Here is a 23,384-nt window from a genome sequence, read left to right on the forward strand (position 1 = left end):
TCCCTGTTTGCCGCGCCATTGGCAAAAGCGATCTTGTCTCAGGTCGGAAAAGAGGTGGGCGGCGCCGCGGTCAAGGGCGCCCGGGCCCGGGTGCTCGGCGATCCGGAGCAGAAGGCGCTCGAGCGGGCGATCAACCGATCATTCGCGAAGATCGAGAAACCGCAGCGGGACCGGCTGGACGACTTCGATGTCAACGCCGATTTCTGGCAATTCGAGGGCGCCGCCGAATTGGCCAAGGTGCTCGTTCCCGGCGGGTCGCCGTCCGCGGTGCGGCTGGCCAGGCGCGCGATCGATGCGATCGGTGGAGCACCGGATGACGACGAGTTGCACGACCGGATCAGCGCGTTGCGGCCGGCGTTCAAGGCCGTGCTGGAGGTTCTCGCCGACGAGGTCCGCCGGGAGCCCGCGCTGCAGGCCCTGCTCGGCCGCTCCGACGCGGCGGCGACGGCGCGGGCGACCGCGCGGCTCGCCGAGCATCTCGGCGCCGGGGCGGCGACCGACGACGACCGGATCGAATACCTGCGCTGGCTCGTGGACCAGCATCGCTACCTGCGCACCGCGGGCGTGGTGCGAAAGACCACTGTGCAGTTGTCGCTGGACGAGGTGTTCATCGGCCTGGAGGCGCAACGGGACCGGCACCCCGGCGACCGCGCCCGGGTCTGGTTCGAACACGAGCGCGCGAAGCTCGCGGCGCGGGCCGACGCCGGTCAACTCGATCGCACCGGGTTCGAGGCCGCCCTCGACCGGCTGCAGGCCCAATATGGCCGCAAGTTCGGAGCCGACAGCGACCAGGACGCCGAACAGGTGGTGCCGGTGCTGGACGGCATCCGCGACATGGCGCACGTCCTGGTGCTGGGTGACCCGGGCACCGGCAAGACCACCCTGCTGCGCTATCTCGCGCTGACCCACGCCAATGCGCTGCTCAGCGACGATGAGGCGCGGGGCCGGCCGGCACGATTCCCGATCTATCTGCGCGTCGGTGACTATGCCCGCCAGGGATTTCCCGAGGTCGGCATCAGCGAGTTCCTGCCGCCATATCTGCGTCGGCTGGAATGCGGCGCCACCGGATTGGCCGACCTGCTGCACCGCCAGCTCGAGGCCGGGAATTGCCTGGTCATGCTGGACGGCCTGGACGAGGTCGCGTCGGCCGAACTCCGCCGCGGAGTGGTCTCCGCGGTGCTCAATTTCGTGACCGCGAACGCCCGGCAGGGGAATCGTTTCGTGGTGACCAGCCGGATCGCCGGATATCAGGCCGCGCCGCTGCCGGAACCGTTTCAGGCGGTCCGGCTGCAGGACATGGACGACCCGACGATCACGCGTTTTCTCGAGGTCTACTGCCGCGAGGTCGAACGGGCCGAGGCGCCGGACCGGGGCGACGCCGCCAGCCGGCACGCCGGCGAGCAGGAGGCCGCGGCGATCGGGCAGGCGCTCGCGGAGAACGCCGGGGTGCGCCGGCTCGCCGTCAACCCGCTGCTGCTGACCGCGCTGGTGCTGGTGCACCGGGCCAGCGGACGGTTGCCGCACCGCCGGGTCGAGGCCTATGTCGAGGTGTGCAACGCGCTCGGCCGCACTTGGCGCAGCGCGCAAGGCGTCGCCGAAACGGACCTGCCGGACGAGCGGATCCTCACGGTCTGGCTGACCGAGCTGGGCTCCTGGCTGCATGAGCATCGGCCCGAGGGGGCGGCCGGCAAGCAGGAACTGCTCGCCGTGCTCGGTCCGCTCTGGGCGGCGCACCAGGGCGTGACCTGGGATGCCCGCATCCTGGAGTCGGCCGACCCGCTGAACACCGATGCCGGGCGGGGGGTGATCGAGTTTCTGGAGAAGGCCGATCGGCACACCGGGCTCTTGGTCGAGCGGGCGCCTGGGCGTTATGGCTTCGCCCATCTGACGTTTGAGGAGTATTACGCGGGGCGGGCGCTGGCGTTCCGCGGGTCGGCGGCCGATCGGGTCGCGGCGATCCGGAGCCGGCTGCACGATCCGCGCTACAAGGAGCCGATCCTGCTCGCGGTCGGCATGATCGGCACCGACTATGCCGAGCAGGTGGACAGTGTGGTGGCCGAGGCGATCCATCCGGCCGAGCAGAGTCCGAGCCCCTATGAGGAGTTGCTCGGCCGCGACTTCCTCTTCCTGCTGCAGATTCTGTCCGACGACACGGCTCTGCAGACGGCGACGATCGACGCCGCGGTAAATCGAGCGGTGGACGAGTGGTTGGATCCGGAGCGCAGTCGGTGCCGCTTCACGGGTTATCGCGATGCGCTTCTGCAACGACTGGTGTCCTTCGAGGGAACGAAGGCCGGCGACCGACTGCGCGCCACCTTGGAGAACCGGGCGACCAAGCTCGATTCCGCGATCGTCATGCCTTGGTGTGAACTGGTCATCGCCACGGGTGAGATCGGCCCGCAGGCTGTGGCCGCGTTGACCGAGATCATTGTCGGGGATCATGACCACGCCGTGACCGAGAGGATGGCCTCCGCGCTGGAGCAGGCCAAGGCACTTACGGACCGCGTGATCGACGCCCTGATCGCCATGGCCGAGAATCACCCGGATCCGGTCGGCCGGGCGCGGGCGGTGTGGGCGCTCTCCCGGGCCGGAGCTCCGACCGACCGCGCGATGACGGCCCTGACCGGCATCGTCGTTCGCGACGAGGGCCGCGAGGTGCGGCTTGCGGCGGTGGCGGCCATGGCCGCCGGGGAAACCTTGGCCGACCGGACCGTGACCGCGTTGAGCGAGATCGCCAGGGAGCACAGCGACCTCGCTGTGCGAGTGAGAGCGGCGCACGAGTTGGCCGAACGTGGCGCACTGAGCGAATCGGTGGTGGCCGCGATGGTGGAAGTCGCCACGACCGGCGACGACGACCCGGAAACAAAGTCAAATGCGATGGCCGCGCTGGGCGCGGGTCAGACCCTTCCTGAGTTTGCCAGGACCGCATTGACCAGGTTCGCGACTAATGGCGACAACCGCGGCCTTTGCATCAGCGCCGCGGGCATCTTGGCCGCGGCGACAACCCTGACCGAGCCGATGATCACCGCCCTCGTCGAGATCGCGACCGGCGACGACGATGGTCTCGCGCCGTTGAACGCGATCTCGGCTCTGACCGCAGGCATCACTTTGAGAGACCCGGTGGCCACTGCTCTGATCGAGATCGCTTCCAGCGCGACGGACCAATCCGTGCGGCACTTCGCCGTGTCAATGCTGGGCGCCTTCAAGCCATTGAGCGACCCGGTGATCAGCGCACTGATCGACTTGGCGTCCACCGACCCTGCAGATGACGTCCGCGTGGAGGCGGCGTCGACGCTGGCCGACGGTGCGACGACGGCCGAGCACATGAGGATCGTTCTGGTCCCGATCGCCATCGGCAACAGTTCCGCCGCCGCGCAGGCGGAGGCCGGCACAGCGCTCGCCCGGAACGGGCCGTTGGACGAGGCGGTCGCCGCAGTCTTGACCGGAATCGCCATTGGCGACGGCGACCCGGCAGTGCGAGTGAGGGCTGCGACCGCGTTGAGCGGCAGCGGCACAGTGACCGAGCAGGTGCGCACTGCGCTGCTCGAGATCGCAGCCGACTGCAGCACGCTGGAGATTCGCGTGAAGGCAGCCGCCACGCTGGGCGCGAGTGGACCGCTTGACGAGGTGGTGGTCGGCAAGCTGATCGAGGTGGTGACCAGTAACGAGATCTTCTTGGTGCGCCGCGACGCGGTCGCCGCGCTGCGCCACGCCGCACCCAGCGGCGAGTTGCAAGATTTTCTGATCGGACTGTTCGAGGACGACGACAACGACGTGCGGAAACACGCAGGCAGCACGCTGGCCGCACTCTCCCGTCACCACCCCGAGCGTGGAGCCGACATCCGCGCGAAGCTTGCCGCCGCCTGCACCGATCCGCGTTTCAGCACGAGGGACCAGTACGAACAGCGGACCGGATGGGACTACGCCAACGAGGCACTGCGCGCCGAGTCGGAGAACCCGATTCAGTGAATCGAGGCCAAGAGTTCGAATCGGGCCCGCTGCGCCTGCTGATCGGCCGCCGCATGCCACGGGCACGCGATGTCCAGCGCGACGACGCGGCCGGTCGCGACGATGCGGGCGATCGCCGTCTGCACCTCGGCGGCGGACGGGCCGCCGGGCGCCGGGAAGAGCAGCCCCGGCAGATCCGCCGGGTCGATCACGTCCAGGTCGACATGCACGATCAGCGGGCCGTCCGGCAACGACGCCACGTCCAGATCGAGCACCGACGTCCGGTGGATCTTGGAGCCGGCCAGGAAGTCGGCCTCGGCCGGGTCCAGGTCGCGGGCATCGACCAGCACGCAGCGGTCCTCCGCGACCGGGCGCACCCCGAGCTTGTCGCCCAGCAGATCGGCGTGGGCGCCCTGCAGCAGGCGCAGCGAAACGCCGCCCAGGTAGCCCGAGGTCGAAGTCTCCAGCGTGTGCACGTCACCGTGCGCGTCGAACCACACGACCGCCGGATCGATCCCGACCCGCTGGACACCGGCCAGCGTCGCCATCGCGATCAGGCAGTCGCCGGAGAACACCGTGGCCGTGCCCGAAGCGCGCACCTCCGCGGCCACCCGGTCGGCCACCGCGGAGTCCAGGGCGAGCAGCCGCTGCCAGATGTCGCCCTCGGGCAGGGCCGGATCGACCAGCTCGCCGTGCACCGGGAGCTGACCCTCCGGCAGCCGGGTGTCCTGGTGGAAAGGCACCACGATCATCCGGTGCCCCAGCGAGCCTTCTCGAGCAGGGCCAGGGCTTCGGCCGCGGCCTGGTCGCCGCCACCGCGCAGCGTCCGCGCGGCCTCATCGACCGTCTCGGTCAGGCGCTGCCACTGGGCGTCCCGCTCGCGGGTCGCCTCGGCCTGGGCCTTGAGCAGCTGGGTCTTGCTCCACAGCTCGACGAAGATCGACACCTTGGCGCGCAGCACCCACGGGTCGAAGGGTTTGGTCAGGTAGTCCACCGCACCCACGGCGTAGCCGCGCAGTGCCAACTGGGCGTCCCGGTCGGCGGCCGTCAGGAACAGGATCGGGACATGCCTGGTGCGCTCGCGGCGCTTGATGTGGCTGGCCGTCTCGAAGCCGTCCATGTTGGGCATCTGCGCGTCCAGCAGAATCACCGCGAAGTCGTCGGTGAGCAGCTGCTTCAACGCCGCCTCACCGCTCTCCACGGCCACCGCCTGCACCGGCAGGCCCTGCAGGATCGCCTCCAGCGCGAGCAGATTGTCGCGCCGGTCGTCGACCAGCAACGCCTTGGCCCGATCAGCCACCGTCCACCGCCCTGCCGCCACCCATAACCGGCCTAAAGGCCATCCTGCTTCTCCGTTTCCGCGTTCACCCAGCGGGCCATCAGCTCGATCAGCTCGTCCAGGTCCACCGGCTTGGTGATGTAGTCGCTGGCGCCCGCGGCCAGGGCCGACTCGCGGTCACCGGGCATCGCCTTCGCGGTGAGGAACACTACCGGGAGATCCTGAAAGCGCTGATTGCGGCGGATGCCTCGAGTCGTCTCGTACCCGTCCTGATCGGGCATCATCGCGTCCATCAGGACGATGTCGACCTCCGGGTGCTCGGCCAGGATGCGCACGCCGTCCACGCCGTTGTCCGAATAGAGCACGTTCAGCCCGTGCATCTCGAGTGCGCTGGTCAGGGCGAACACGTTGCGCACGTCGTCGTCGACGATCAGCACGGTGGCGCCGTCCAGCTGGCGGCTGGCCGGCGTCACCACGTGGCCGTTCTCCTCGGGCCGCTGGTGGATCAGCGGAAATTCCAGGGACGGCGGCGCGGTGCGGGGCTGAGCTGTTGCCGCCGGCAGGGCCGGCAGCGAGGGTGCGGTCATGGCATCGGGTACGAACGAGTCCGGCATGAACAGCGTGAACGTGGAGCCGGCACCGGGCACCGAGGACACCACGATCTCGCCGCCCAGCAGCGCGGCCAGTTCCCGGCTGATCGACAGGCCCAGGCCGGTGCCGCCGTATTTGCGCGCGGTCGAGCCGTCGGCCTGCTGGAACGCCTCGAAGATCAGGCTGAGCTTCTCGTCCGAGATGCCGATGCCCGTGTCGGTGACCGCGAACGCCATCACCTGCCCGGCCTGGCGCAGCGACGGCACGTCGAAGTCGATGTCCGGCTCGGCCGCATAGATGCTCAGCGTGACCGCGCCGCTGTCGGTGAACTTGACCGCGTTGGCCAGCAGGTTACGCAGGATCTGCTGCAGCCGCTGCGAGTCGGTGACCAGCGCCGCGGGCAGGTCGGCGGCGAGATCGACCCGGAACTCCAGGCCCTTCTCGTCGGCCTGCGGGCGGAACGCCTGCTCGACATAGAGCCGGAGACCCTCCAGGTCGACCTGGTCGGGCTCGACGTCCATCCGGCCGGCCTCGATCTTCGAGAGGTCGAGCACGTCGTCGATCAGCGAGAGCAGGTCGGATCCGGCGCTGTGGATCGTACGGGCGAATTCGATCTGCTTGTTCGTCAGGTTTTCATCCGGGTTGTCGGCGAGCAGCCGCGCCAGCAGGAGCAGCGAGTTGAGCGGGGTCCGCAGCTCGTGGCTCATGTTGGCGAGGAACTCGTTCTTGTATGCCGACGTGCGGGTGAGCTGCTGCGCCTTCTCCTCGAGACCGAGCCGGGCCAGCTCGATCTCGCGGTTCTTGGTCTCGATGTTGGCCTTCTGATCGCTCAGCAGCTGGGCCTTGTCCTCCAGCTCGGCGTTGGTGCGCTGCAGCTCGGCCGACTGGTCCTGCATCTCGCGGGCCAGCCGCTGCGACTGGGAGAGCAACTCCTCGGTGCGGCGGTTGGCCTGGATCGTGTTGAGCGCGACCCCGATGGCCGCCACCAGCCGCTCGAGGAAGGTCAGGTGCAGGCCGGAGAAGTCGGCCACCGAGGCGAACTCGATCACGCCGAGCATCTCGCCCTCGAACAGCACCGGCAGCACGACCAGGTCGCTCGGCGGCATCGACATCAGCCCGGAGCGCATGGTGAGCACGCCGTCCTGGGTGGCGCGCACCCGAATGGTCCGGCGGCTGACCGCGGCCTGGCCCACCAGTCCCTCGCCGGGGCCGAACGTCACCTCGTGGTTGCGGGCCACATAGCCGTAGGAAGCGGTCAGCCGCAGGCGCATCACCGCCTGCTCGTTGTCGACCATGAAGAACGCGCCGAGCTGCGCGTCCACCAGCGGCGTCACCTCGGTCATGATCATCCGGCAGACTTCGCCGAGGTCGCGCTGGCCCTGCAGCAGGCCGCCGATCCGGGCCAGGTTGGAGTCGAGCCAGCCCTGTTCGGCGTTCGCCTTGGTGGTGTCGCGCAGGGTGACGATCATCTGGTTGATGTTGTCCTTGAGCTCGGCGACCTCGCCCTGGGCCTCGACCGCCACGCTCTGGGTCAGGTCGCCACGGGTCACGGCGGTGGACACCTCGGCGATCGCGCGCAGCTGGATGGTCAGCGTGGAGGCGAGCTGGTTGACGTTGTCGGTGAGGTCCTGCCACGTACCGGAAACGCCTTTGACCTCGGCCTGACCGCCCAGCTTGCCCTCGATGCCGACCTCGCGGCCGACCCGGGTGACCTCGGTGGCAAAGGACGAGAGCTGGTCCACCATCGTGTTCACGGTGTCCTTCAGCTCGAGGATCTCGCCGCGCGCGTCGACCGTGATCTTCTGGCTCAGGTCGCCCTTGGCGACCGCCGTGGTGACCGACGCGATGTTCCGCACCTGGGCCGTCAGGTTGGACGCCATGTAGTTGACGTTGTCGGTCAGGTCGCGCCAGGTGCCGGCCACGCCGCGCACCTGCGCCTGGCCGCCGAGCTTGCCCTCCGAGCCCACCTCGCGGGCCACCCGGGTGACCTCGTCGGCAAAACTGGAGAGCTGGTCGACCATCGTGTTGACGGTCGACTTGAGCTCGAGGATCTCGCCCTGCGCGTCGACCGTGATCTTCTGCGACAGGTCGCCCTTCGCCACCGCGGTGGAGACCTGGGCGATGTTCCGCACCTGGGCCGTCAGGTTGGACGCCATCGAGTTGACGTTGTCGGTCAGGTCGCGCCAGGTGCCGGCCACGCCGCGCACCTGCGCCTGGCCGCCGAGCTTGCCCTCGGTGCCCACCTCGCGGGCCACGCGCGTGACCTCGTCGGCAAAGCTGGAAAGTTGGTCGACCATCGTGTTGACGGTGGACTTGAGTTCGAGGATCTCGCCGCGGGCGTCGACCGTGATCTTCTGGCTCAGGTCGCCCTTGGCCACGGCTGTGGTGACCGAGGCGATGTTCCGCACCTGGCTGGTCAGGTTGGTGGCCATGTAGTTCACGTTGTCGGTGAGGTCACGCCACGTACCGGAAACGCCTTTGACCTCGGCCTGACCGCCCAGCTTGCCCTCCGAGCCCACCTCGCGGGCGACGCGGGTGACCTCGTCCGCGAAGGACGAGAGCTGGTCCACCATCGTGTTCATGGTGTTCTTCAGCTCGGCGATCTCGCCGCGCGCGTCCACCGTGATCTTCTGCGACAGGTCGCCCTTGGCCACCGCGGTGGACACCTGGGAGATGTTCCGCACCTGGTCGGTGAGGTTCGCGGCCAGCTGGTTCACGTTTTCGGTGAGCGCCCGCCAAGTGCCGGAGACGCCGCGCACCTGCGCCTGGCCGCCGAGCTTGCCGTCGGTGCCCACCTCGCGGGCCACCCGGGTGACCTCGTCGGCAAAGCTGGAAAGCTGGTCGACCATCGTGTTGACGGTGTCCTTGAGCTCGAGGATCTCGCCCTGCGCGGCCACCGTGATCTTCTGCGACAGGTCGCCGTTCGCCACCGCAGTGGAGACCTGGGCGATGTTTCGCACCTGGCTGGTCAGGTTGGAGGCCATCGAGTTCACCGAGTCGGTGAGGTCCTTCCAGGTGCCGGCCACGTTCGGCACCTCGGCCTGGCCGCCCAGCTTGCCCTCGGTGCCCACCTCGCGAGCCACCCTGGTCACCTGCTCGGCGAAGAGCCGCAGGGTGTCGGTCACGCCGTTCATGGTGTCGGCCAGCTCGGCCACCTCGCCGCGCGCCGACACGGTGATCTTCTGGGACAGGTCGCCACGGGCCATCGCGGTCGCCACCTGCGAGATCGAACGCACCTGGTGGGTCAGGTTCGACGCCATCGTGTTCACCGAGTCGGTCAGGTCGCGCCAGGTGCCGGCCACGCCGCGTACGTCGGCCTGACCGCCCAGCTCACCCTCCGTGCCCACCTCGCGGGCCACCCGGGTGACCTCGTCGGCGAACGACGACAGCTGATCGACCATCGTGTTCACGGTCCGGCCGATGCGGAGGAATTCACCCCGCAGTGGTCGTCCGTCCATCTCCAGTGCCATGTGCTGCGAGAGATCACCGTCCGCCACCGCCACGATGACCCGCGAGATCTCGGTCGTCGGGCGGCCCAGGTCGTCGATCAGCGAGTTCACCGAGCGCGCCGACTCGGCCCAGGCGCCGTCCAGACCCTCCTCGTCGAGGCGCTCGGTCAGCCGGCCGTCACGTCCGACGATCCGGCCGATCCGCCGCAGCTCCACGTTCTGGCGTTCCTGCAGCGCGACGACCTCGTTGAACGCATCCGCGACCTCGCCCGCGGTGCTCGACCACCGGGGCAGCCGGACCTTGAGATCGCCGCGGCGCACCCGCCGCAGAGCCTCGGCGAGTTCGCCGAGCAGTGCGGTGTCCGCGGTGCTGGCTTGTTTGGCCGCAGTCATGCTGTCCTCACTCGCTGTCGACAGGCATAAGGTGCTTCATCATCCCTCGCCCGAGCGGGTCAATGCGAGACACGGCTTTGTGCATCGAGCGGTGGACAGGAGAGGATGCAGGCGTGTCTGTGGAGGCGGGAGCGTCGAGCGCACTGGTGCGCCGTGTCCGGCTGCCCAACGATCGCCGCACCCCCGCCGCCGCCCGCGCCCTGGTCCGCTCGGTGCTCGAGGAGGCCGGTCTCGATGCGCTGCTCAACGAGGCCTTGCTGCTGACCACCGAACTATCCACGAATGCCGTGGTGCACGCCAACACGGAGCTGGACATCGAGGTCACCGCGGACCGCGGCGGGCTCACCGTCACGGTCACCGACTTCGCGCCCGGCCCGGTGGAGCAGCTCGCGGTCGGCCCGCGCAACGACAGCGTGGACATCGGCGAGGTTGCGGAGCGTGGCCGGGGGCTGCTCCTGGTCGACCACTTCGCCAGCCGCTGGGGCACCGTGCACGAGGGCAGCGGCAAGGGCGTCTGGTTCCGGCTCGAGCGCCGGGCGACCCTGACGCCGATGGCGACCAGCGTGCCGACCGGCGCGGTGCCGGAGGGCGACGCGCCCAGCGTCGGCGCGCTCACCGCGCTGCTCCAGACCGGCCCGGAACGCGCCACGGAGGAGGGGCTGGGCGACTTCGCGCTGGATCTGCTCTCCCGGCTGGCCCGGCTGACCGGCGCGGCCGGCGGGGTGGTGCGCCTCGACCGCGGCGACGGCAACGGCCGCCAGATCCTGGCCCGCTACGGCCGCGCGCCCCGCGACGACGCGGAGACCATCCGGGTGCCGCTCACCGTGCACCGGCCCTTCGCGGGCGAGCTCGAGCTCGACGCGTCCCCCACCGGTTACGGTCAGCCGCTGGCCACGATCGTCGCCGAGCGGCTGTCGCTGCACCTGGAAAACGACCGCCTGCGCCGGGCCGACGTGCGCCGGCAGACCTGGCTCACGTTCCTGGCGGAGGCCAGTGAGCTGCTCGCCCAGTCGCTCGACGTGAACCTGACGATGGCGCTGATCCCGCAGCTGGTGGTGCCGCGGCTGGGCCGGTGGTGCGCGGTGCACACCACCGACGCGTGGGGCCGGCTGCAGCTGGCCGCGGCCACGCACGCCGACGAGACGGCGGTGCCACAGCTGCACGCGACGCTGGCCGAGACCGGGCCGGACTCGATACTGGCCCGGCTCGAGGAGGCGTCCCGGCTGGGCACGCAGGTGATGTTCGGGGCGCCGGCGGAGGGCTTCGCGGTGCCACTGGTGGCCCGGGGTGAGCGCCTCGGGACCCTGGCCGTGGGACGCCATCACCGGCACCGGCACGACGCCGACGAGGTGGCCGTGCTGGAGGACGTGGCGCGGCGGGCCGCCCTGGCCATCGACAACGCCCGCATCCACGACGAAAGGCACAAGGTCGCGCGTACGCTGCAGGCATCGCTGCTGCCGCCGGCCCTGCCGCATGTCGAGGGCGTCGGCTTCGCGGCCGAATACGTGCCCACCGGATCCGAGGTCGGTGGCGACTTCTATGACGTGGTCCCCTCCGGGGACGGCTGGCTCGTGGTGGTCGGCGACGTCTCCGGCAAGGGCGTGCAGGCGGCCACGGTGACCGGCCTGGTCCGCGACGTGATCCGGATCCTGGTCGACGACGGCAAGCCGATGGACGAGATCCTCTGCCGGGTCAACCGCACGCTGGTGCAGCGCGGCGGCGGACGCTACTGCACGCTCGCGATGGCGTCGGTGAACCGGGCGCCGGGCAACGTGCTGTCCGTCTGCCTGCACCTGGCCGGGCACGACCGCGCGGTGCTCGTGCAGGCGGACGGCAAGGCGTCGTTCGTCGGTGAGGGCGGCACCGCGCTGGGCCTGCTCGAGACGATCTCGTCACCGGACGTCGCGGTGATGCTGCAGCCGGGTGACTCGCTGATCTTCTACACCGACGGGGTGACCGAGCGGCGGCGCGGACGGGAGCTGTTCGGCACCGCGCGGCTGCGGGACGCGGCGGCGCCGCTGGCGGGTTATCCGGCGGAGGTGATCGCGGCGCGGCTGCGCTCCACCACGATCAACTTTTCGGTCGAGGAGCCGCGGGACGACATCGCGATCCTGGTTCTGCGGAACGACGCATGAGCAGCACCGTTTATTACACCGCCACCACGATCGACGGCTATATCGCCGACACCGGCAATTCGCTGCAGTGGCTCTTCGACGCCGATTCCGGCGGCAACGAGGACTTCGCGCCGTTCTTCGAGTCCATCGGGGCGTTCGCGATGGGGCGCACCACGTGGGAGTGGATCGTCAATTTCGAAGGGCTCACGGCCTCCTCGAAGAGCTGGACCGCCACCTACGGCGACGTGCCGGCCTGGGTCTTCAGCAACCGCTCGCTGCCGGCCATCCCCGGGATCGACGTGCGGTTCGTCCGGGGTGACGTGCGGCCGGTGCACGAGGCGATGACGGCCGCCGCCGGCGGCAAGGACATCTGGCTGGTCGGGGGCGGTGACCTGGTCGGGCAGTTCGCCGATGCCGGGCTGCTCGACCGCCTGGTGCTGGGCGTGGCGCCGGTCTCGCTCGGTGCCGGGGCGCCGCTGCTCCCCCGCCGGCTGGAGTCGTCGCGGCTCACGCTCACCGGGGTTCGGCAGGTGCACCAGTTCGCGTACCTGACCTATGACGTGAGCTGATTCCGCCCCTTTTGTCCCCTGCGCGTGGCATCGTGATCGTCGTGAAGACGCAGTACTACACGGCGACCAGCATCGACGGATACATCGCCGACCAGGACAACTCGCTCGACTGGCTCTTCGAGGTCGACGAGGGCACCGACAACCCGTTCGGCGCGTTCTTCGCCGGAGTGGGCGCCTTCGCCATGGGCGCGACCACCTACGAGTGGATCCTGCAGAACGACAACCTGCTGGACGAGCCGCAGAACTGGTTCGACATGTACGGCAACGTGCCGTGCTGGGTCTTCACCCACCGCGACCTGCCGCCGGTGCCGGACGCGAACATCTTCTTCGTCAGCGGCGACGTGAAGCGCGTGCACGAGGCGATGGTGGTCGCGGCACAGGGCAAGAACGTGTGGCTGGTCGGCGGCGGCGAGTTCGTCGGCGAGTTCGCCGATTACGGCCTGCTCGACGAGATCATCCTGGGCATCGCGCCGGTCACGCTGGGCGCGGGGGCGCCGCTGCTGCCGCGGCGATTGACGTCGCAGCAGATGGTGTTGACGCACGTGGCGCAGATGGGCCAGTTCGCTTATCTGACCTATGCCGTGGGCTCGCTGGCGTCCTTCGGCCGGCACAAGGCCGCGGACCTGCTGGCCACTCACCACCCGGCCGAGCCGGCCTTCATCGTTCCCTGAGCTGCCTAGGGTCTGTTTGAAACAGACCCTAGAAGAGCTCGCGGCGGCCGGCCATGTCGAGGTCGCGGGCCAGCTCCGGCGGGGCCGCGATGAGCACCGCGCGGCCGCTGCGGGCCATCAGCACGCTGCGGACCGAGTCGACGATCGCCTCGATGCGCTCCGGCCCGAGTGTGCCGGGCAGCACCGCGTGCACCGTGCCGACGCCGGCCGAGCCGCGCACCGGCACCGGACCGCGGGCGGCGTCGCGCAGCGCATAGACCGCCGCGTGCAGGTCCTCGATCCGCACCGAGATGCGCATCGCCACGTCCCCGGGTCCGAACGGGTAGCGCCCCCACCAGGCCGGCGCCGTCTCGGTGATCTCGGCGCCGCTGCCCAGCGCCTTGGCCAGCCGGCCGGCCCGCTCGGCCACCGACGTGCCGCTGCCCTCGAGCAGCACCGCGACGGCGCCCGGCGGCTGCTCGGTGAGGCGGCCGGCCGCCGGCGTCGGCAGGTCGACCTCGACCGCGCTCGGCTCGACCTCCTGGGCCAGCGCCTCCTCGACCAGGTTGTGCACCTGCAGTGGGGTGGACACCGCGACGGCGACCCAGCGGCGCGCGGCCGGCAGTGGCGTCAGGATCAGCGCCGCCGACATGATCACGCCCTCGATCTCGGGCAGCGAGGCGGCGGGCGCCTCGCGACGACGACCCTCCAGGTCCACATAGCCCACCCGGGAGACCTGGGTCGACGGTGCGCCGAACCGATGGCGCAGCGGACCGGACTCGTTCACCGCGAGCATGCCGCCGACCGTCGCCGTCCGGGATGGAGGGTCGGCGGCCAGGCGCTGGCCGCGCAGGGCGAGTGCGGCCTGCAGAGCCCGGACCGGCGTGCCGGTGCCGACCTCGGCCACCTGCTGCTCCGGGACGTGCCCCCACATGCCGCCCAGGCGGCCGGTGTCGACCAGCAGATCGACGCCGAGCGGCGGGGTGCCCCAATCGATTTTGCTGCCGGAACCCCGCGCCATCGTGGCCAGACCGCGCTGCGCGGCCAGCCACATCGTGCCCTCGACCTGGCCGGCGGTCGCGGGCACGGCGACGAAGCTGACCCGCCGACCGGCCACCGCGTCGACCGAGCGCGCGGTGCGTGCGAAATCGGGCCCGCAGATGTCGGCCAGGGCGCGCTGCACCGGCTCCCGGCCGGGCAGCGGCGGCCCCGGCGGAAACGGCGGCGAGCCATTGGTCGCGGGCATTCCACATTCCCCTGACATCGAAGGCCCTCGAGACTGACACGAGCGTCACATCCCGAAGATCGTCCATTCTGGCGTATCGTACACATGTTCGAACGGGGCCGGGGAGGGCTGTTCGTGGGACTAGTGCTTGCGCCAGTGGCACTCGGGCTGCGCAGACGCGCCGGTAACGTGTGCTGGGTGACGACCAATCTGCCCGACAGCCCACCCTCGGCCGCGCGTCAGCCTTCCGAGCGGACCCACCACGGTGACACCGTGACGGATGACTATGCGTGGCTGGCGGATAAGGATAATCCGGACACCATTGCCTATCTGACGGCCGAGAACGAGTGGACCGAGCGCGCGACCGAGCACCTCGCCGCGCTGCGCGACACGGTGTTCGGCGAGATCAAGTCGCGCACTCAGGAGACCGACCTGACGGTGCCGGCACGCAAGGGTGGTTTCTGGTACTACACCCGCACCGAGGAGGGCAAGCAATACGGCATCCAGTGCCGGGTGCCGGTCCGTCCCGGTGAGACCGATCCGCCGACCGAGGGCGGTGTCGGCGAGGAGGTGCTGCTCGACGGCAACGTGCTGGCCGAGGGCAAGGACTTCTTCCAGCTGGGCACGTTCGACGTCAGCCCCGACGGCAACTGGCTGGCCTACTCCACCGACTTCGCGGGCGACGAGCGCTTCACGCTGCGGATCAAGGACCTGCGCAGCGGCGAGGTGCTGGCCGACGAGGTGTCCGACACGGCATATGGCAGCGCCTGGTCGCGGGACGCCACCGCGCTGTTCTACATCACCGTCGACGACGCCTGGCGTCCCAACCGCGTGTGGCGCCACCTGGTCGGCCGGCCGTCGTCCGACGACGTGATCGTGTTCGACGAGCCCGACGAGCGCTTCTTCGTCGGCGTCGGGCTCAGCCGCAGCGAGAAGTTCATCGTGATCGACGCGCACAGCAAAATCACTTCTGAGGTACGGGTGATTCCCGCGGACACCCCGACCGCGGAGCCGACGATCATCGCGCCGCGCCGGCAGGGTGTCGAATACACGGTGGAGCACCACGGCCACCGCTTCCTGATCCTGCACAACGACAACGCGGAGGACTTCGCGCTGTCGTACACGTCGGCCGACGCCCCCGGCGACTGGGTCGAGCTGATCCCCGAGCAGCCGGGCACCCGGCTCGAGGCGGTCGACGCGTTCCAGCGCCACGTGGTCATCTCGCTGCGGACGGACGGGCTGACCGGGCTGCGGGTGATGGCCGACGGTTCCACGGACTCCTATGACATGGAGTTCCCCGAGCCGCTCTACAGCGTCGGGCTGGCCGCCAACCCGGAATACGAGACCCAGACCGTCCGGCTGGGCTACACCTCGATGGTCACGCCGGACTCGGTGTTCGACGTCGACCTGGTGACCCGCGAGATGACGTTGCGCAAGCAGCGGCCGGTGCTGGGCGGTTACGACCCGTCGGCATACGAGCAGTTCCGCGAGTGGGCGCTCGCCGACGACGGCACCAAGGTGCCGATCTCGATCGTGGCGCGCAAGGGTGTGCCACGGGACGGGTCCGCGCCGCTGGTGCTCTATGGCTACGGGTCTTACGAATACAGCATCGACCCCTACTTCGCGATCCCTCGCCTGTCGCTGCTCGACCGCGGCGTCGTCTATGCCATCGCGCACATCCGCGGCGGCGGCGAGATGGGCCGCCGGTGGTATGAGGACGGCAAGATGCTGGCCAAGAAGAACACGTTCACCGACTTCGTGGCATGCGCCGACGCGCTGGTGAAGAGCGCCTGGACAACGGCCGACAAGCTGGTCGCCCGCGGCGGCTCGGCGGGCGGGCTGCTGATGGGCGCGATCGCCAACCTGGCGCCGGAGGCTTTCGCCGGCATCGTGGCGCAGGTGCCTTTCGTCGACCCGGTCACCACGATCCTCGACCCGACACTGCCGCTCACGGTCACCGAGTGGGAGGAGTGGGGAAACCCGATCGAGTCGGCGGATGTCTACGCCTACATGAAGTCCTACAGCCCCTATGAAAACGTCCGCGCCGCGCGCTATCCAAAGATCCTGGCGATGACCGGGCTGAACGACACCCGCGTGATGTACCACGAGCCGGCCAAGTGGATCGCCAAGCTGCGGGCGACGGCGCCCGAGGGTTCTTATCTGCTGAAGACGGAGATGGGCGCGGGGCATGGCGGCCCGAGTGGCCGCTACGACGCCTGGAAGGAAGAGGCCTTCATGACGGCCTGGACCTTGGACGTCCTCGGCCGCGCCTGACGACGCCCAACCCACCGCGCTCCAAGCCCGGCGGCCATCCGGCCGCCGGGCCCGCCAGGCAGGTCCGGCCGACCAAATCCCGGCGGGCGAGGCGGCACAGCCGCAGACGGCGCAGCGGGATCACGATAGGGACCGCTAGTGCGGACAGCGCAGCCGGCCTCGACGGTGCCCACTGGTGTGAAAAGCGCAGCTGGGTTAGCCGGCGCGGAGTTCTTCCAGGTCGGTGCTTGATTTGAGGACCAGCATTCCGGCGGCTGCCGCCAGCAGCATTGCGCCGACGGCGATTGCTCCCAATGTCATCAAGCCGGACCACGGCACCGGGATCTGCAGCGTCACCTCGCGGATCGTGACGAAGTCCAGGAACTGGGAGTCCTGGGTTGCGCATCGGGCCTCGGTGCCTCGGCAGACCATTCCCGACTCGGCATGCGTCACCTCGGTGCCCAGGAGGCGGGCCATGCCGATGCCGGCCGTCAGGGCGACCGCCACCGCCGGCAGCAGCGGCGTGAAAGTTTGCCACAGCACGCTTTCCGACAGCACCCGGCGTGGCACGCCGACCGCCGTCAACGCCGCGTAGGCGCGGCGGCGGGCCACGATGCTCTCGGCCATCGCGACCAGGACGCCGGCCGCAGCGACCAGCAGGCCGATGCCGACCGCGACCAGCACCAGGCGCATCGCTCCCAGATAGAAGGACGAGTCCGTGCCGGCGCCGACGCCGCCCTCCAGGCCGTCCGCCGCGGACATCTCGTTGAGCTTCGCGAAGAGTTCGAACTCGGTCATCATGTTCTGCCGGTAGCCCAGCGCGATGCCGCCGGCCACCACGCTGAAGAGCAGCGCGGCCATGGTGCGGCTGCCGTTCCACGGGTCTGACATGAGGCGCCGGCCGGCCAGCAGCACCGCCGGGCGGCGGCCCAGGCGGTGCAGGATGCGACCGGCGGTGAAGGACAGCCAGCCGGTGCCGAGGACCACGCCGATCATGGTGGCCAGCACCCCGACGCCCATGATCGAGCCGGCTACCTTCGGGCTGAGAGTGCCTTCCTTCAGGTGCGAGGGGGCGTCGAAGAGCACCAGGCCGGCGGCGATCAGCAGGCCCGGCCACGGCTTCGGTGAGCCGGTGCGGTGGCGCCGCAGCACGCCCAGCGGGCTGATCATCACGCGGCGCAGCAGCACGGCGCCGATCAGCGCGGCCAGCACCGGCACGATCAGCAGCAGCACCACGATGACCACCGGCGCCGGCAGCAGATCGGTCGGCAGGGCCAGCTTGCCCTCGCTGTCACGGCGGTCCAGCAGCACCCGCAGCAGCAGGAAGAACCCGAAGCCGGCGACCGAGCCGACCAGGCCGGCCACCGCGGTCTCCGCGCTCGCCACCAGCACCGCCTGCCGCGGCGTCGCGCCGGCCAGCCGGATCGCGGCCAGCCGCCGGTCCCGCGCCGGCGCACCCAGCCGGGTGCACTGACCGGCCAGCGCCAGCACCGGCAGAGCCAGCATGATCAGCGCGACCACCACGCCGGGGCGCAGCCCGGACTCGGCCAGCAGCGCGCTCGAATACTGCGACGAGCCGGGCGTCAGCTCCTGCGCGCCATCGTTGCCGACGGAGGCCCAGGCGCCGCCCCGGATCGAAGCGACGGTCGCGGCGGCGAGCAGCGTCACGGCCGCGAGCGCCGAGCCGGCGGCGGTCAGGACGGTGCGCAGGCGGTCGGTGCGACTGCCCGCCAGGCCCAGCCGGAACAGCGTGGCCAGGGTCATGAGCGCACCCCGACGCCGAGGCCACTGGGGTCGACCACGCCGTCGCGGAGGACCACCTCGCGGTCCGCGTACGCCGCGATCTGGCTCTCGTGGGTGACCAGCACGATCGCCATCCGCTGGGCGCGGGCCGCCGTCACGATCTCGGTGAGGACGTGTTCGCCGGTGAGCACGTCCAGCGCACCGGTCGGCTCGTCGGCGAAGAGCACGGCCGGCTCGGTGACCATCGCCCGGGCCACCGCGCAGCGCTGCTGCTGGCCGCCGGACATCTCGCCGGGCCGCTGGTCGGCCAGCGCGCCGACGCCGAACCGGTCCAGCCAGTCGAGCGCCGCCTGCCGGGCGGGCTTGCGCCGGGCGCCGGCCAGCAACAACGGCAGGGCCACGTTTTCCGCAGCGGTCAGCTCCGGCACCAGCTGTCCGAACTGGAACAGCACGCCGAACTCGGTGCGCCGCAGCGTGGACCGGGCCGCCTCCGGCCAGAGCGCGATGTCCTTGTCGCGGTAGCGGACGTGTCCCTCGTCGACCGGCAGGATGCCGGACAGGCAGTGCAGCAGCGTCGACTTGCCGCAGCCGGACGGCCCGGTGACCGCGACGATCTCGCCCTCGCCGATCGCGATGTCGACGCCGCGCAGGGCGGGCGTGTTGCCATAGGACCGCATCAGGCCGGAGCCTTCGAGCAGGACTGTCATGCGTGCACCTCCGAATAGAGTTCCGCGACCCGGTGCAGGGTGGTGTTCAGCCACGTCAGGTCCGCGTCCAGGTGGGCGAGGGCGTAATCCGCGGCGACGACGTCCGCGAGGCCGGCGCCGGGGGTGGTCTTCAGCGCGGTGAGCTCGCGCATGCGGTGCATGTGTGCGGCGCGCTGGGCGATCAGGTAGTCCCGGGCGCGCTGCTCGTCGGCGGCCAGCAGGCTGACCACGACCTTGGTGAAGAGGGTGCTCACCACATATGGCGCCGGGGTCTCCACCGTCGTCAGCCAGTCGTCGAGCTGGGTGCGGCCGGACTCGGTCAGTGCATAGGACGTGCGGTCCGGCCCGCCCTCGCGATCGTGCCCGCTGGGCGTGACGAAGCCGTCCCGCTCGAGCCGGCCGAGGGTCGCATAGACCTGCCCGAACGCGAGCGGCTTGGCCCGCGGCAGGCGCTCGTCGTGGGCGCGCTTGAGGTCATAGCCGTGCCGGGGACCGGCGGCGAGCAGCCCGAGCAACACATGTGGCGTGGACATGCGGGGTACTATTCACTCAATGAATAGCGGAAGTCAACCCCGGCGCAGGGCCACCACCGCGATGTCGTCGGCCTGCTGGCCCGAGCCGGTGAGGCTGGCGAGCAGGCGGCGGCAGAAGGCGTTCAGGTCGGCCTCGACATCGACCGTGCATCGGGCCAGCGAGGCCAGACCCACGTCGATGTCCTTGTCGCGGCGCTCCACCAGGCCGTCGGTGTAGAGCACGAGGGTGCCGCCGGGCGGCAGCGTGAACTCCAGATCGATCGGCCGGCTCGCGTTGATGCCCAGCAGCGGTCCGCGCACGTCCAGGTAGCGCACGCCCTCGATGGTGCGCAGCAGCGGCGGCAGGTGCCCGGCGCTGGCCAGGCGCACGTTGCCGGTCGCCGGTTCGATGGTGAGCAGGCAGACGGTGGCCGAGTCGGTCGGCAGCACCGTACGCATGAAGTGGTTTGCCAGATCGAGCACCGCCCCCGGCGGGTGACCCTCCACCGCATAGGCCCGCACCGCGTGCCGCAGCTCGGCCATCACCGTGGCCGCGTGCAGTGAGTGCCCGGCCACGTCGCCGATCGCCACCAGCAGCTTGCCGTCCAGCATGGTCAGCTCGTAGAAGTCGCCGCCCACCTCGGTCTGCGCGCCGGCCGGCTCATAAAGCACGGCCAGCTCGATGCCGGGCACCTCGGGCAGCCGCGACTGCAGCAGGCTGCGCTGCAGGGTGACCGCGATCCGGTGCTCCTCGTCATAGGACCGCTGCGCCTCGACCGCGGCCGCGACCGCCTGCGCGAGCTGCCGCAGCACCGGATGGCCGGGGCTCTGGGCACTGTTGGGCGCGGCCACATAGACCGGCGGCCGGTCGATGCGCAGACGCGCGGCCGCGACCGCCACCGACTCGCCCTCCGGCCACTCGACGACGTCCCAGTCGGCCGGATCGTCGGTGCGCACCAGCGAGCCGACCGCCACTATGCGCTCGTCGAGCGACCAGGGCCGGACGGTCGGCGGCGAGCCGACCGCGGCCAGACTGTCGCCGTCGGACGACTCGGAGAGCACCACCACCGGACCGCCGAAGATCGCGTGCGCACCCTCGGCGGCGGCGCACAGCAGGCCGGGCAGGGTGGACGCCGAGTTGATCTCCAGTGTGGTCTCGGCCAGCTTGATCATGCGCGCGGCCAGCGACTCGGCCCGCTGCCGGGCCCGGTAGTAACGCAGCACCGCCTGCACGGTCGCGATCAGCTCGTCCGGCTCGATCGGCTCCACCAGATAGGCGTCCGCGCCCCGGTTGAGGCCCTGCGTCTTGTCCACCACGTCGACCGCGTGCGCCGAGACGTGGATGACCGGCAGCACGCCGTACACCGGATCGGTCTTGATCCTCTCGCAGACGTCGAAACCGCTCATGTCGGGCAGTTTGACGTCGAGCACCACCAGGTCGACGTCGGCGCCCGGAAGCACGGCGAGCGCCTCCGTGCCCGTCTCCGCCTCGAGCACCGCGAAACCGGCCCGCGTCAGCCAGCTCACCAGCAGGTAACGCTTGGTGGCGCTGTCGTCGACGACCAGGATCGAGGCGCCTGTCATGGCGACCCGACCGGCAGGCTGACGGTGAAGGTGCTGCCCGTGCCGGGCTTCGAGACGACGTGCAGGGCCCCGCCGAGGATGCCGGCCAGCCGCCGGGCATAGGGCAGGCCGAGGCCGGTCCCCTTGCCGCTCAGAGCCGTGCTGCCGGGCACCTGATAGAACTCCTCGAAGATGCGTTCGTGCAGCTCGGAAGGGATGCCGGTGCCGGTGTCCGTGACCTCGAAGACGGCGTCGTCGCCGGAGCGCGCGACGCTCAGCCGCACCGATCCGGCGGCGGTGAACTTGATCGCGTTGGTCAGCAGATTGCGCAGCACCTGAGCGAGCAGGACCTCGTCGGTGCGCAGCGTGGCGATGCCCGGCTCCTCCACGACGAAGTCCACCTCGGGGCGGGTGGCGAGCGGCCGCAGAGTGCCGCGGAGCTGCCCGAACACCGCCCGCAGGTCGACGTCGGCGAGGTCCGGCTCGAGCCGGCCGGCCTCCGCCTTGGCCAGGTCGAGCAGGTCGTTGACCAGGGACAGCAGATCGGTGGCGGAGGTGCGGATCAGATCGACCTGGCGGCTCTGCTCATCGGTCAGCCGGTCGGACCCGTCGTCGGTGAGCAACCGGCCCAGCCCGATGATCGCGGTCACCGGCGCGCGCAGCTCGTGGCTGACATTGGCCAGGAACCGGGTCTTCGCCTCGCTGGCCGCCCGCAGCTGCACCGACTTCTCGTCCAGTTCGGCATAGAGCGCGACGACGCCCCGGTTCGTCTCCTCCAGCTCGTCGGAGAGCTGGTGGTAGAGCGCCATCACGCCACGGTTGGTCTCTTCCAGCTCGGCGTTGAGCCGGGCCAGGTCGTCACGCTGCGCGCGCACCTCGTCCAGGGCGGCGATCAGCTGTTGATTTTGCACGGCCAGCTCGTCCAGCGGCGTTCCCGGCACATGGCTGTCGAGGCGTGCGCGAATGTCGTCCATGGCTCGTGGTGTCAGAGGCTGCGCGCCAGTCGGCAGTCGCCGTGACATTCGCACCACAGTTCCCGTTTCGACATCGCCGACCTCCATCGTGTCGACCAGCCGGCCGACCGCTTCCAGCTTCGGGGTGAGCCTGGCCTCGTCGCCGGGCGCCGGAAGCACCATCTCTACCAGCAGGGTAGGTACCCGATCCCGGCCCACGGCGAACACCACCTCGGTGTCCTTGCCCGGGGACAGCATCATCCGAGCCACCTCGCTGATCGCCGTGGCGATCCGGGTCTGGTCCTGCGACTCCATCCCGACCTCGCGGGACACCTCGCGACCGAGCTGCCGGACCATGAAGATGTCCTGCTGGGTGCGCAGCCGGACCCGGATCAGGTGCTCCGACAGCGGCCGGTTCATGAGTGGGCGACCAATACGCCCGCGTCGTCGCGCCGGATGCCGGCGTCGCGCAGGACGCTGGCCGCGATCACCTGAGGGGATCGCCCGAGCAAGCCCGGATAGTCTTCCGGGTGCCACCGGTCCACCACCCCGTCAGTGTGCATCAGCAGCACCGATCCTGGTGGAAATGCATAGTCGTAAGCTCGGATCTGGCGCCGCTGATGGCCCGCGATGCCGGGCAGCGAGACCAGCCCGCGACGGCTGCCGTCCGGCCCGAAGATCGATCCGGAGATGTTCCCGAGCCCGGCGTACCGCACCATGCCCCTGTCCTGATCGAGTTCGGCGACCGCCAGCGCGGCGCCGCGGGTGTGTCCGAGTGATTTGTGCAGTGCCTCGACGACGGCGGCGGGTGTGCCGGGTGCGGCGCCCATGAACACGCGCCTCGCCTCTTGTGCGGCGGCCGCCGCGAGCGGGCCGTGCCCGAGCCCGTCGACCACCATGACCTGCCGCCGGCCATCGGTGGCGCGGATCGCGAAGCCGTCGCCGCTGACCGTCTCGCCGGTCAGCGGCCGGATCATTCCGGCGGCCCAGGCGGGCGCGGGCGCCGCCGCGGGCCAGACCTGAGCGGCGAGGACGGTCCCTTTCCCGGGTACGGAGTACAGATCGGACCAGCTGGCCTGCCGGAGGACCGCGCCCAGCCCGATGCCCAGCGTGCCCGTGGTGGAGTGGCCGTCACCGATCGAATGGGCGACGTCGGCCATGCCCGGTCCGCTGTCCACCGCGATGATCTCGACCCCGGCGACCTCCACGTCGCGGACCGCCCGGACCAGCATCACGCCCTGCTCGGCGTGCTTGACCAGGTTGCCGGCCGCCTCCGCCACCATGATGGAGAGATCCGCCCGGCGTCGCTCGGGCATCGCGAGCTCGGTGGCGAGCCGCTCGGCCGCCCGACGCACGCCCGACGCCGACCCGGCCTCCTCGACCCGGAACCAGGTGCCGACGTCCAGTAATCCCTCCGGTAACGACGACAACCCCG

The 23,384-nt window shown here is 70.3% G+C and carries 15 protein-coding genes; 5 read left to right on the forward strand and 10 right to left on the reverse strand.

What is annotated here, in order from left to right; all coding sequences use genetic code 11:
* Window positions 1–33 precede the first annotated feature (33 nt).
* Complete coding sequence (locus tag ACZ6TI_RS18190; protein WP_465346215.1) at window positions 34–3,969, forward strand: NACHT domain-containing protein; 3,936 nt, start codon at window positions 34–36, stop codon at window positions 3,967–3,969.
* Here the strand turns inward: ACZ6TI_RS18190 and ACZ6TI_RS18195 are convergent.
* From ACZ6TI_RS18195 to ACZ6TI_RS18205, 3 genes are read right to left on the reverse strand one after another with little or no spacing between them, the layout of a single operon-like run.
* Window positions 3,963–4,700, reverse strand: coding sequence for an arginase family protein (locus tag ACZ6TI_RS18195; RefSeq protein WP_465346216.1), 738 nt, complete (start codon window positions 4,698–4,700; stop codon window positions 3,963–3,965). The genes ACZ6TI_RS18190 and ACZ6TI_RS18195 overlap by 7 nt on opposite strands.
* Entirely contained in the window at window positions 4,697–5,248 is a 552-nt protein-coding gene (locus ACZ6TI_RS18200; protein WP_465346217.1) for a response regulator, read from the reverse strand. The genes ACZ6TI_RS18195 and ACZ6TI_RS18200 overlap by 4 nt, the downstream gene beginning before the upstream one ends.
* A 32-nt stretch (window positions 5,249–5,280) precedes the next feature.
* A complete protein-coding gene (locus ACZ6TI_RS18205; protein WP_465346218.1) occupies window positions 5,281–9,660 on the reverse strand; it encodes a hybrid sensor histidine kinase/response regulator in 4,380 nt (1,459 codons plus the stop codon).
* 113 nt (window positions 9,661–9,773) lie between these two features.
* Between ACZ6TI_RS18205 and ACZ6TI_RS18210 the strand changes: the two genes are divergently transcribed.
* From ACZ6TI_RS18210 to ACZ6TI_RS18220, 3 genes are read left to right on the forward strand one after another with little or no spacing between them, the layout of a single operon-like run.
* Window positions 9,774–11,795, forward strand: coding sequence for a SpoIIE family protein phosphatase (locus ACZ6TI_RS18210; RefSeq protein WP_465346219.1), 2,022 nt, complete (start codon window positions 9,774–9,776; stop codon window positions 11,793–11,795).
* Complete coding sequence (locus ACZ6TI_RS18215) at window positions 11,792–12,343, forward strand: dihydrofolate reductase family protein (protein WP_465346220.1); 552 nt, start codon at window positions 11,792–11,794, stop codon at window positions 12,341–12,343. The genes ACZ6TI_RS18210 and ACZ6TI_RS18215 overlap by 4 nt, the downstream gene beginning before the upstream one ends.
* 41 nt (window positions 12,344–12,384) lie before the next feature.
* On the forward strand, window positions 12,385–13,014 hold the full coding sequence (locus ACZ6TI_RS18220; RefSeq protein WP_465346221.1) for a dihydrofolate reductase family protein: 630 nt from the start codon (window positions 12,385–12,387) through the stop codon (window positions 13,012–13,014).
* A 28-nt stretch (window positions 13,015–13,042) separates the two neighbouring features.
* Here ACZ6TI_RS18220 and ACZ6TI_RS18225 read toward each other — a convergent pair whose 3' ends face one another.
* On the reverse strand, window positions 13,043–14,239 hold the full coding sequence (locus ACZ6TI_RS18225) for an FAD-binding oxidoreductase (protein WP_465346222.1): 1,197 nt from the start codon (window positions 14,237–14,239) through the stop codon (window positions 13,043–13,045).
* A 177-nt stretch (window positions 14,240–14,416) separates the two neighbouring features.
* Here ACZ6TI_RS18225 and ACZ6TI_RS18230 point away from each other — a divergent pair, with 177 nt between their 5' ends.
* The gene (locus tag ACZ6TI_RS18230; protein ID WP_465346223.1) at window positions 14,417–16,492 is read left to right on the forward strand and encodes a S9 family peptidase; all 2,076 of its coding nucleotides are present in this window, start codon (window positions 14,417–14,419) and stop codon (window positions 16,490–16,492) included.
* 195 nt (window positions 16,493–16,687) lie between these two features.
* Here ACZ6TI_RS18230 and ACZ6TI_RS18235 read toward each other — a convergent pair whose 3' ends face one another.
* Genes ACZ6TI_RS18235 through ACZ6TI_RS18260 form a run of 6 tightly spaced genes read right to left on the reverse strand, consistent with a single transcriptional unit; the run spans window position 16,688 to window position 23,379 of the window.
* Window positions 16,688–18,235 carry an FtsX-like permease family protein gene (locus tag ACZ6TI_RS18235; protein WP_465346224.1) on the reverse strand — a complete coding sequence of 516 codons (1,548 nt, stop codon included), beginning with the start codon at window positions 18,233–18,235 and terminating at the stop codon, window positions 16,688–16,690.
* Entirely contained in the window at window positions 18,232–18,921 is a 690-nt protein-coding gene (locus tag ACZ6TI_RS18240; RefSeq protein WP_465346225.1) for an ABC transporter ATP-binding protein, read from the reverse strand. Before ACZ6TI_RS18240 ends, ACZ6TI_RS18235 begins: the two co-directional genes overlap by 4 nt.
* Window positions 18,918–19,454, reverse strand: coding sequence for a PadR family transcriptional regulator (locus tag ACZ6TI_RS18245; protein ID WP_465346226.1), 537 nt, complete (start codon window positions 19,452–19,454; stop codon window positions 18,918–18,920). Before ACZ6TI_RS18245 ends, ACZ6TI_RS18240 begins: the two co-directional genes overlap by 4 nt.
* Window positions 19,455–19,487: 33 nt before the next feature.
* On the reverse strand, window positions 19,488–21,017 hold the full coding sequence (locus tag ACZ6TI_RS18250; protein WP_465346227.1) for a SpoIIE family protein phosphatase: 1,530 nt from the start codon (window positions 21,015–21,017) through the stop codon (window positions 19,488–19,490).
* Complete coding sequence (locus tag ACZ6TI_RS18255; protein ID WP_465346228.1) at window positions 21,014–22,369, reverse strand: sensor histidine kinase; 1,356 nt, start codon at window positions 22,367–22,369, stop codon at window positions 21,014–21,016. Before ACZ6TI_RS18255 ends, ACZ6TI_RS18250 begins: the two co-directional genes overlap by 4 nt.
* A complete protein-coding gene (locus tag ACZ6TI_RS18260; RefSeq protein WP_465346229.1) occupies window positions 22,366–23,379 on the reverse strand; it encodes a SpoIIE family protein phosphatase in 1,014 nt (337 codons plus the stop codon). The genes ACZ6TI_RS18255 and ACZ6TI_RS18260 overlap by 4 nt, the downstream gene beginning before the upstream one ends.
* Between the last annotated feature and the right edge of the window lie 5 nt (window positions 23,380–23,384).

The organism is Actinoplanes sp. NPDC051388, from assembly GCF_055586225.1.

Bases quoted from the DNA above. Each gene is read 5' to 3' on its own strand.
- ACZ6TI_RS18195 (WP_465346216.1), bottom strand. From the start codon at position 4,700: ATGATCGTGGTGCCTTTCCACCAGGACACCCGGCTGCCGGAGGGTCAG.
- ACZ6TI_RS18205 (WP_465346218.1), bottom strand. From the start codon at position 9,660: ATGACTGCGGCCAAACAAGCCAGCACCGCGGACACCGCACTGCTCGGC.
- ACZ6TI_RS18215 (WP_465346220.1), top strand. From the start codon at position 11,792: ATGAGCAGCACCGTTTATTACACCGCCACCACGATCGACGGCTATATC.
- ACZ6TI_RS18225 (WP_465346222.1), bottom strand. From the start codon at position 14,239: ATGCCCGCGACCAATGGCTCGCCGCCGTTTCCGCCGGGGCCGCCGCTG.
- ACZ6TI_RS18235 (WP_465346224.1), bottom strand. From the start codon at position 18,235: ATGACCCTGGCCACGCTGTTCCGGCTGGGCCTGGCGGGCAGTCGCACC.
- ACZ6TI_RS18240 (WP_465346225.1), bottom strand. From the start codon at position 18,921: ATGACAGTCCTGCTCGAAGGCTCCGGCCTGATGCGGTCCTATGGCAAC.
- ACZ6TI_RS18245 (WP_465346226.1), bottom strand. From the start codon at position 19,454: ATGTCCACGCCACATGTGTTGCTCGGGCTGCTCGCCGCCGGTCCCCGG.
- ACZ6TI_RS18250 (WP_465346227.1), bottom strand. From the start codon at position 21,017: ATGACAGGCGCCTCGATCCTGGTCGTCGACGACAGCGCCACCAAGCGT.
- ACZ6TI_RS18255 (WP_465346228.1), bottom strand. From the start codon at position 22,369: ATGAACCGGCCGCTGTCGGAGCACCTGATCCGGGTCCGGCTGCGCACC.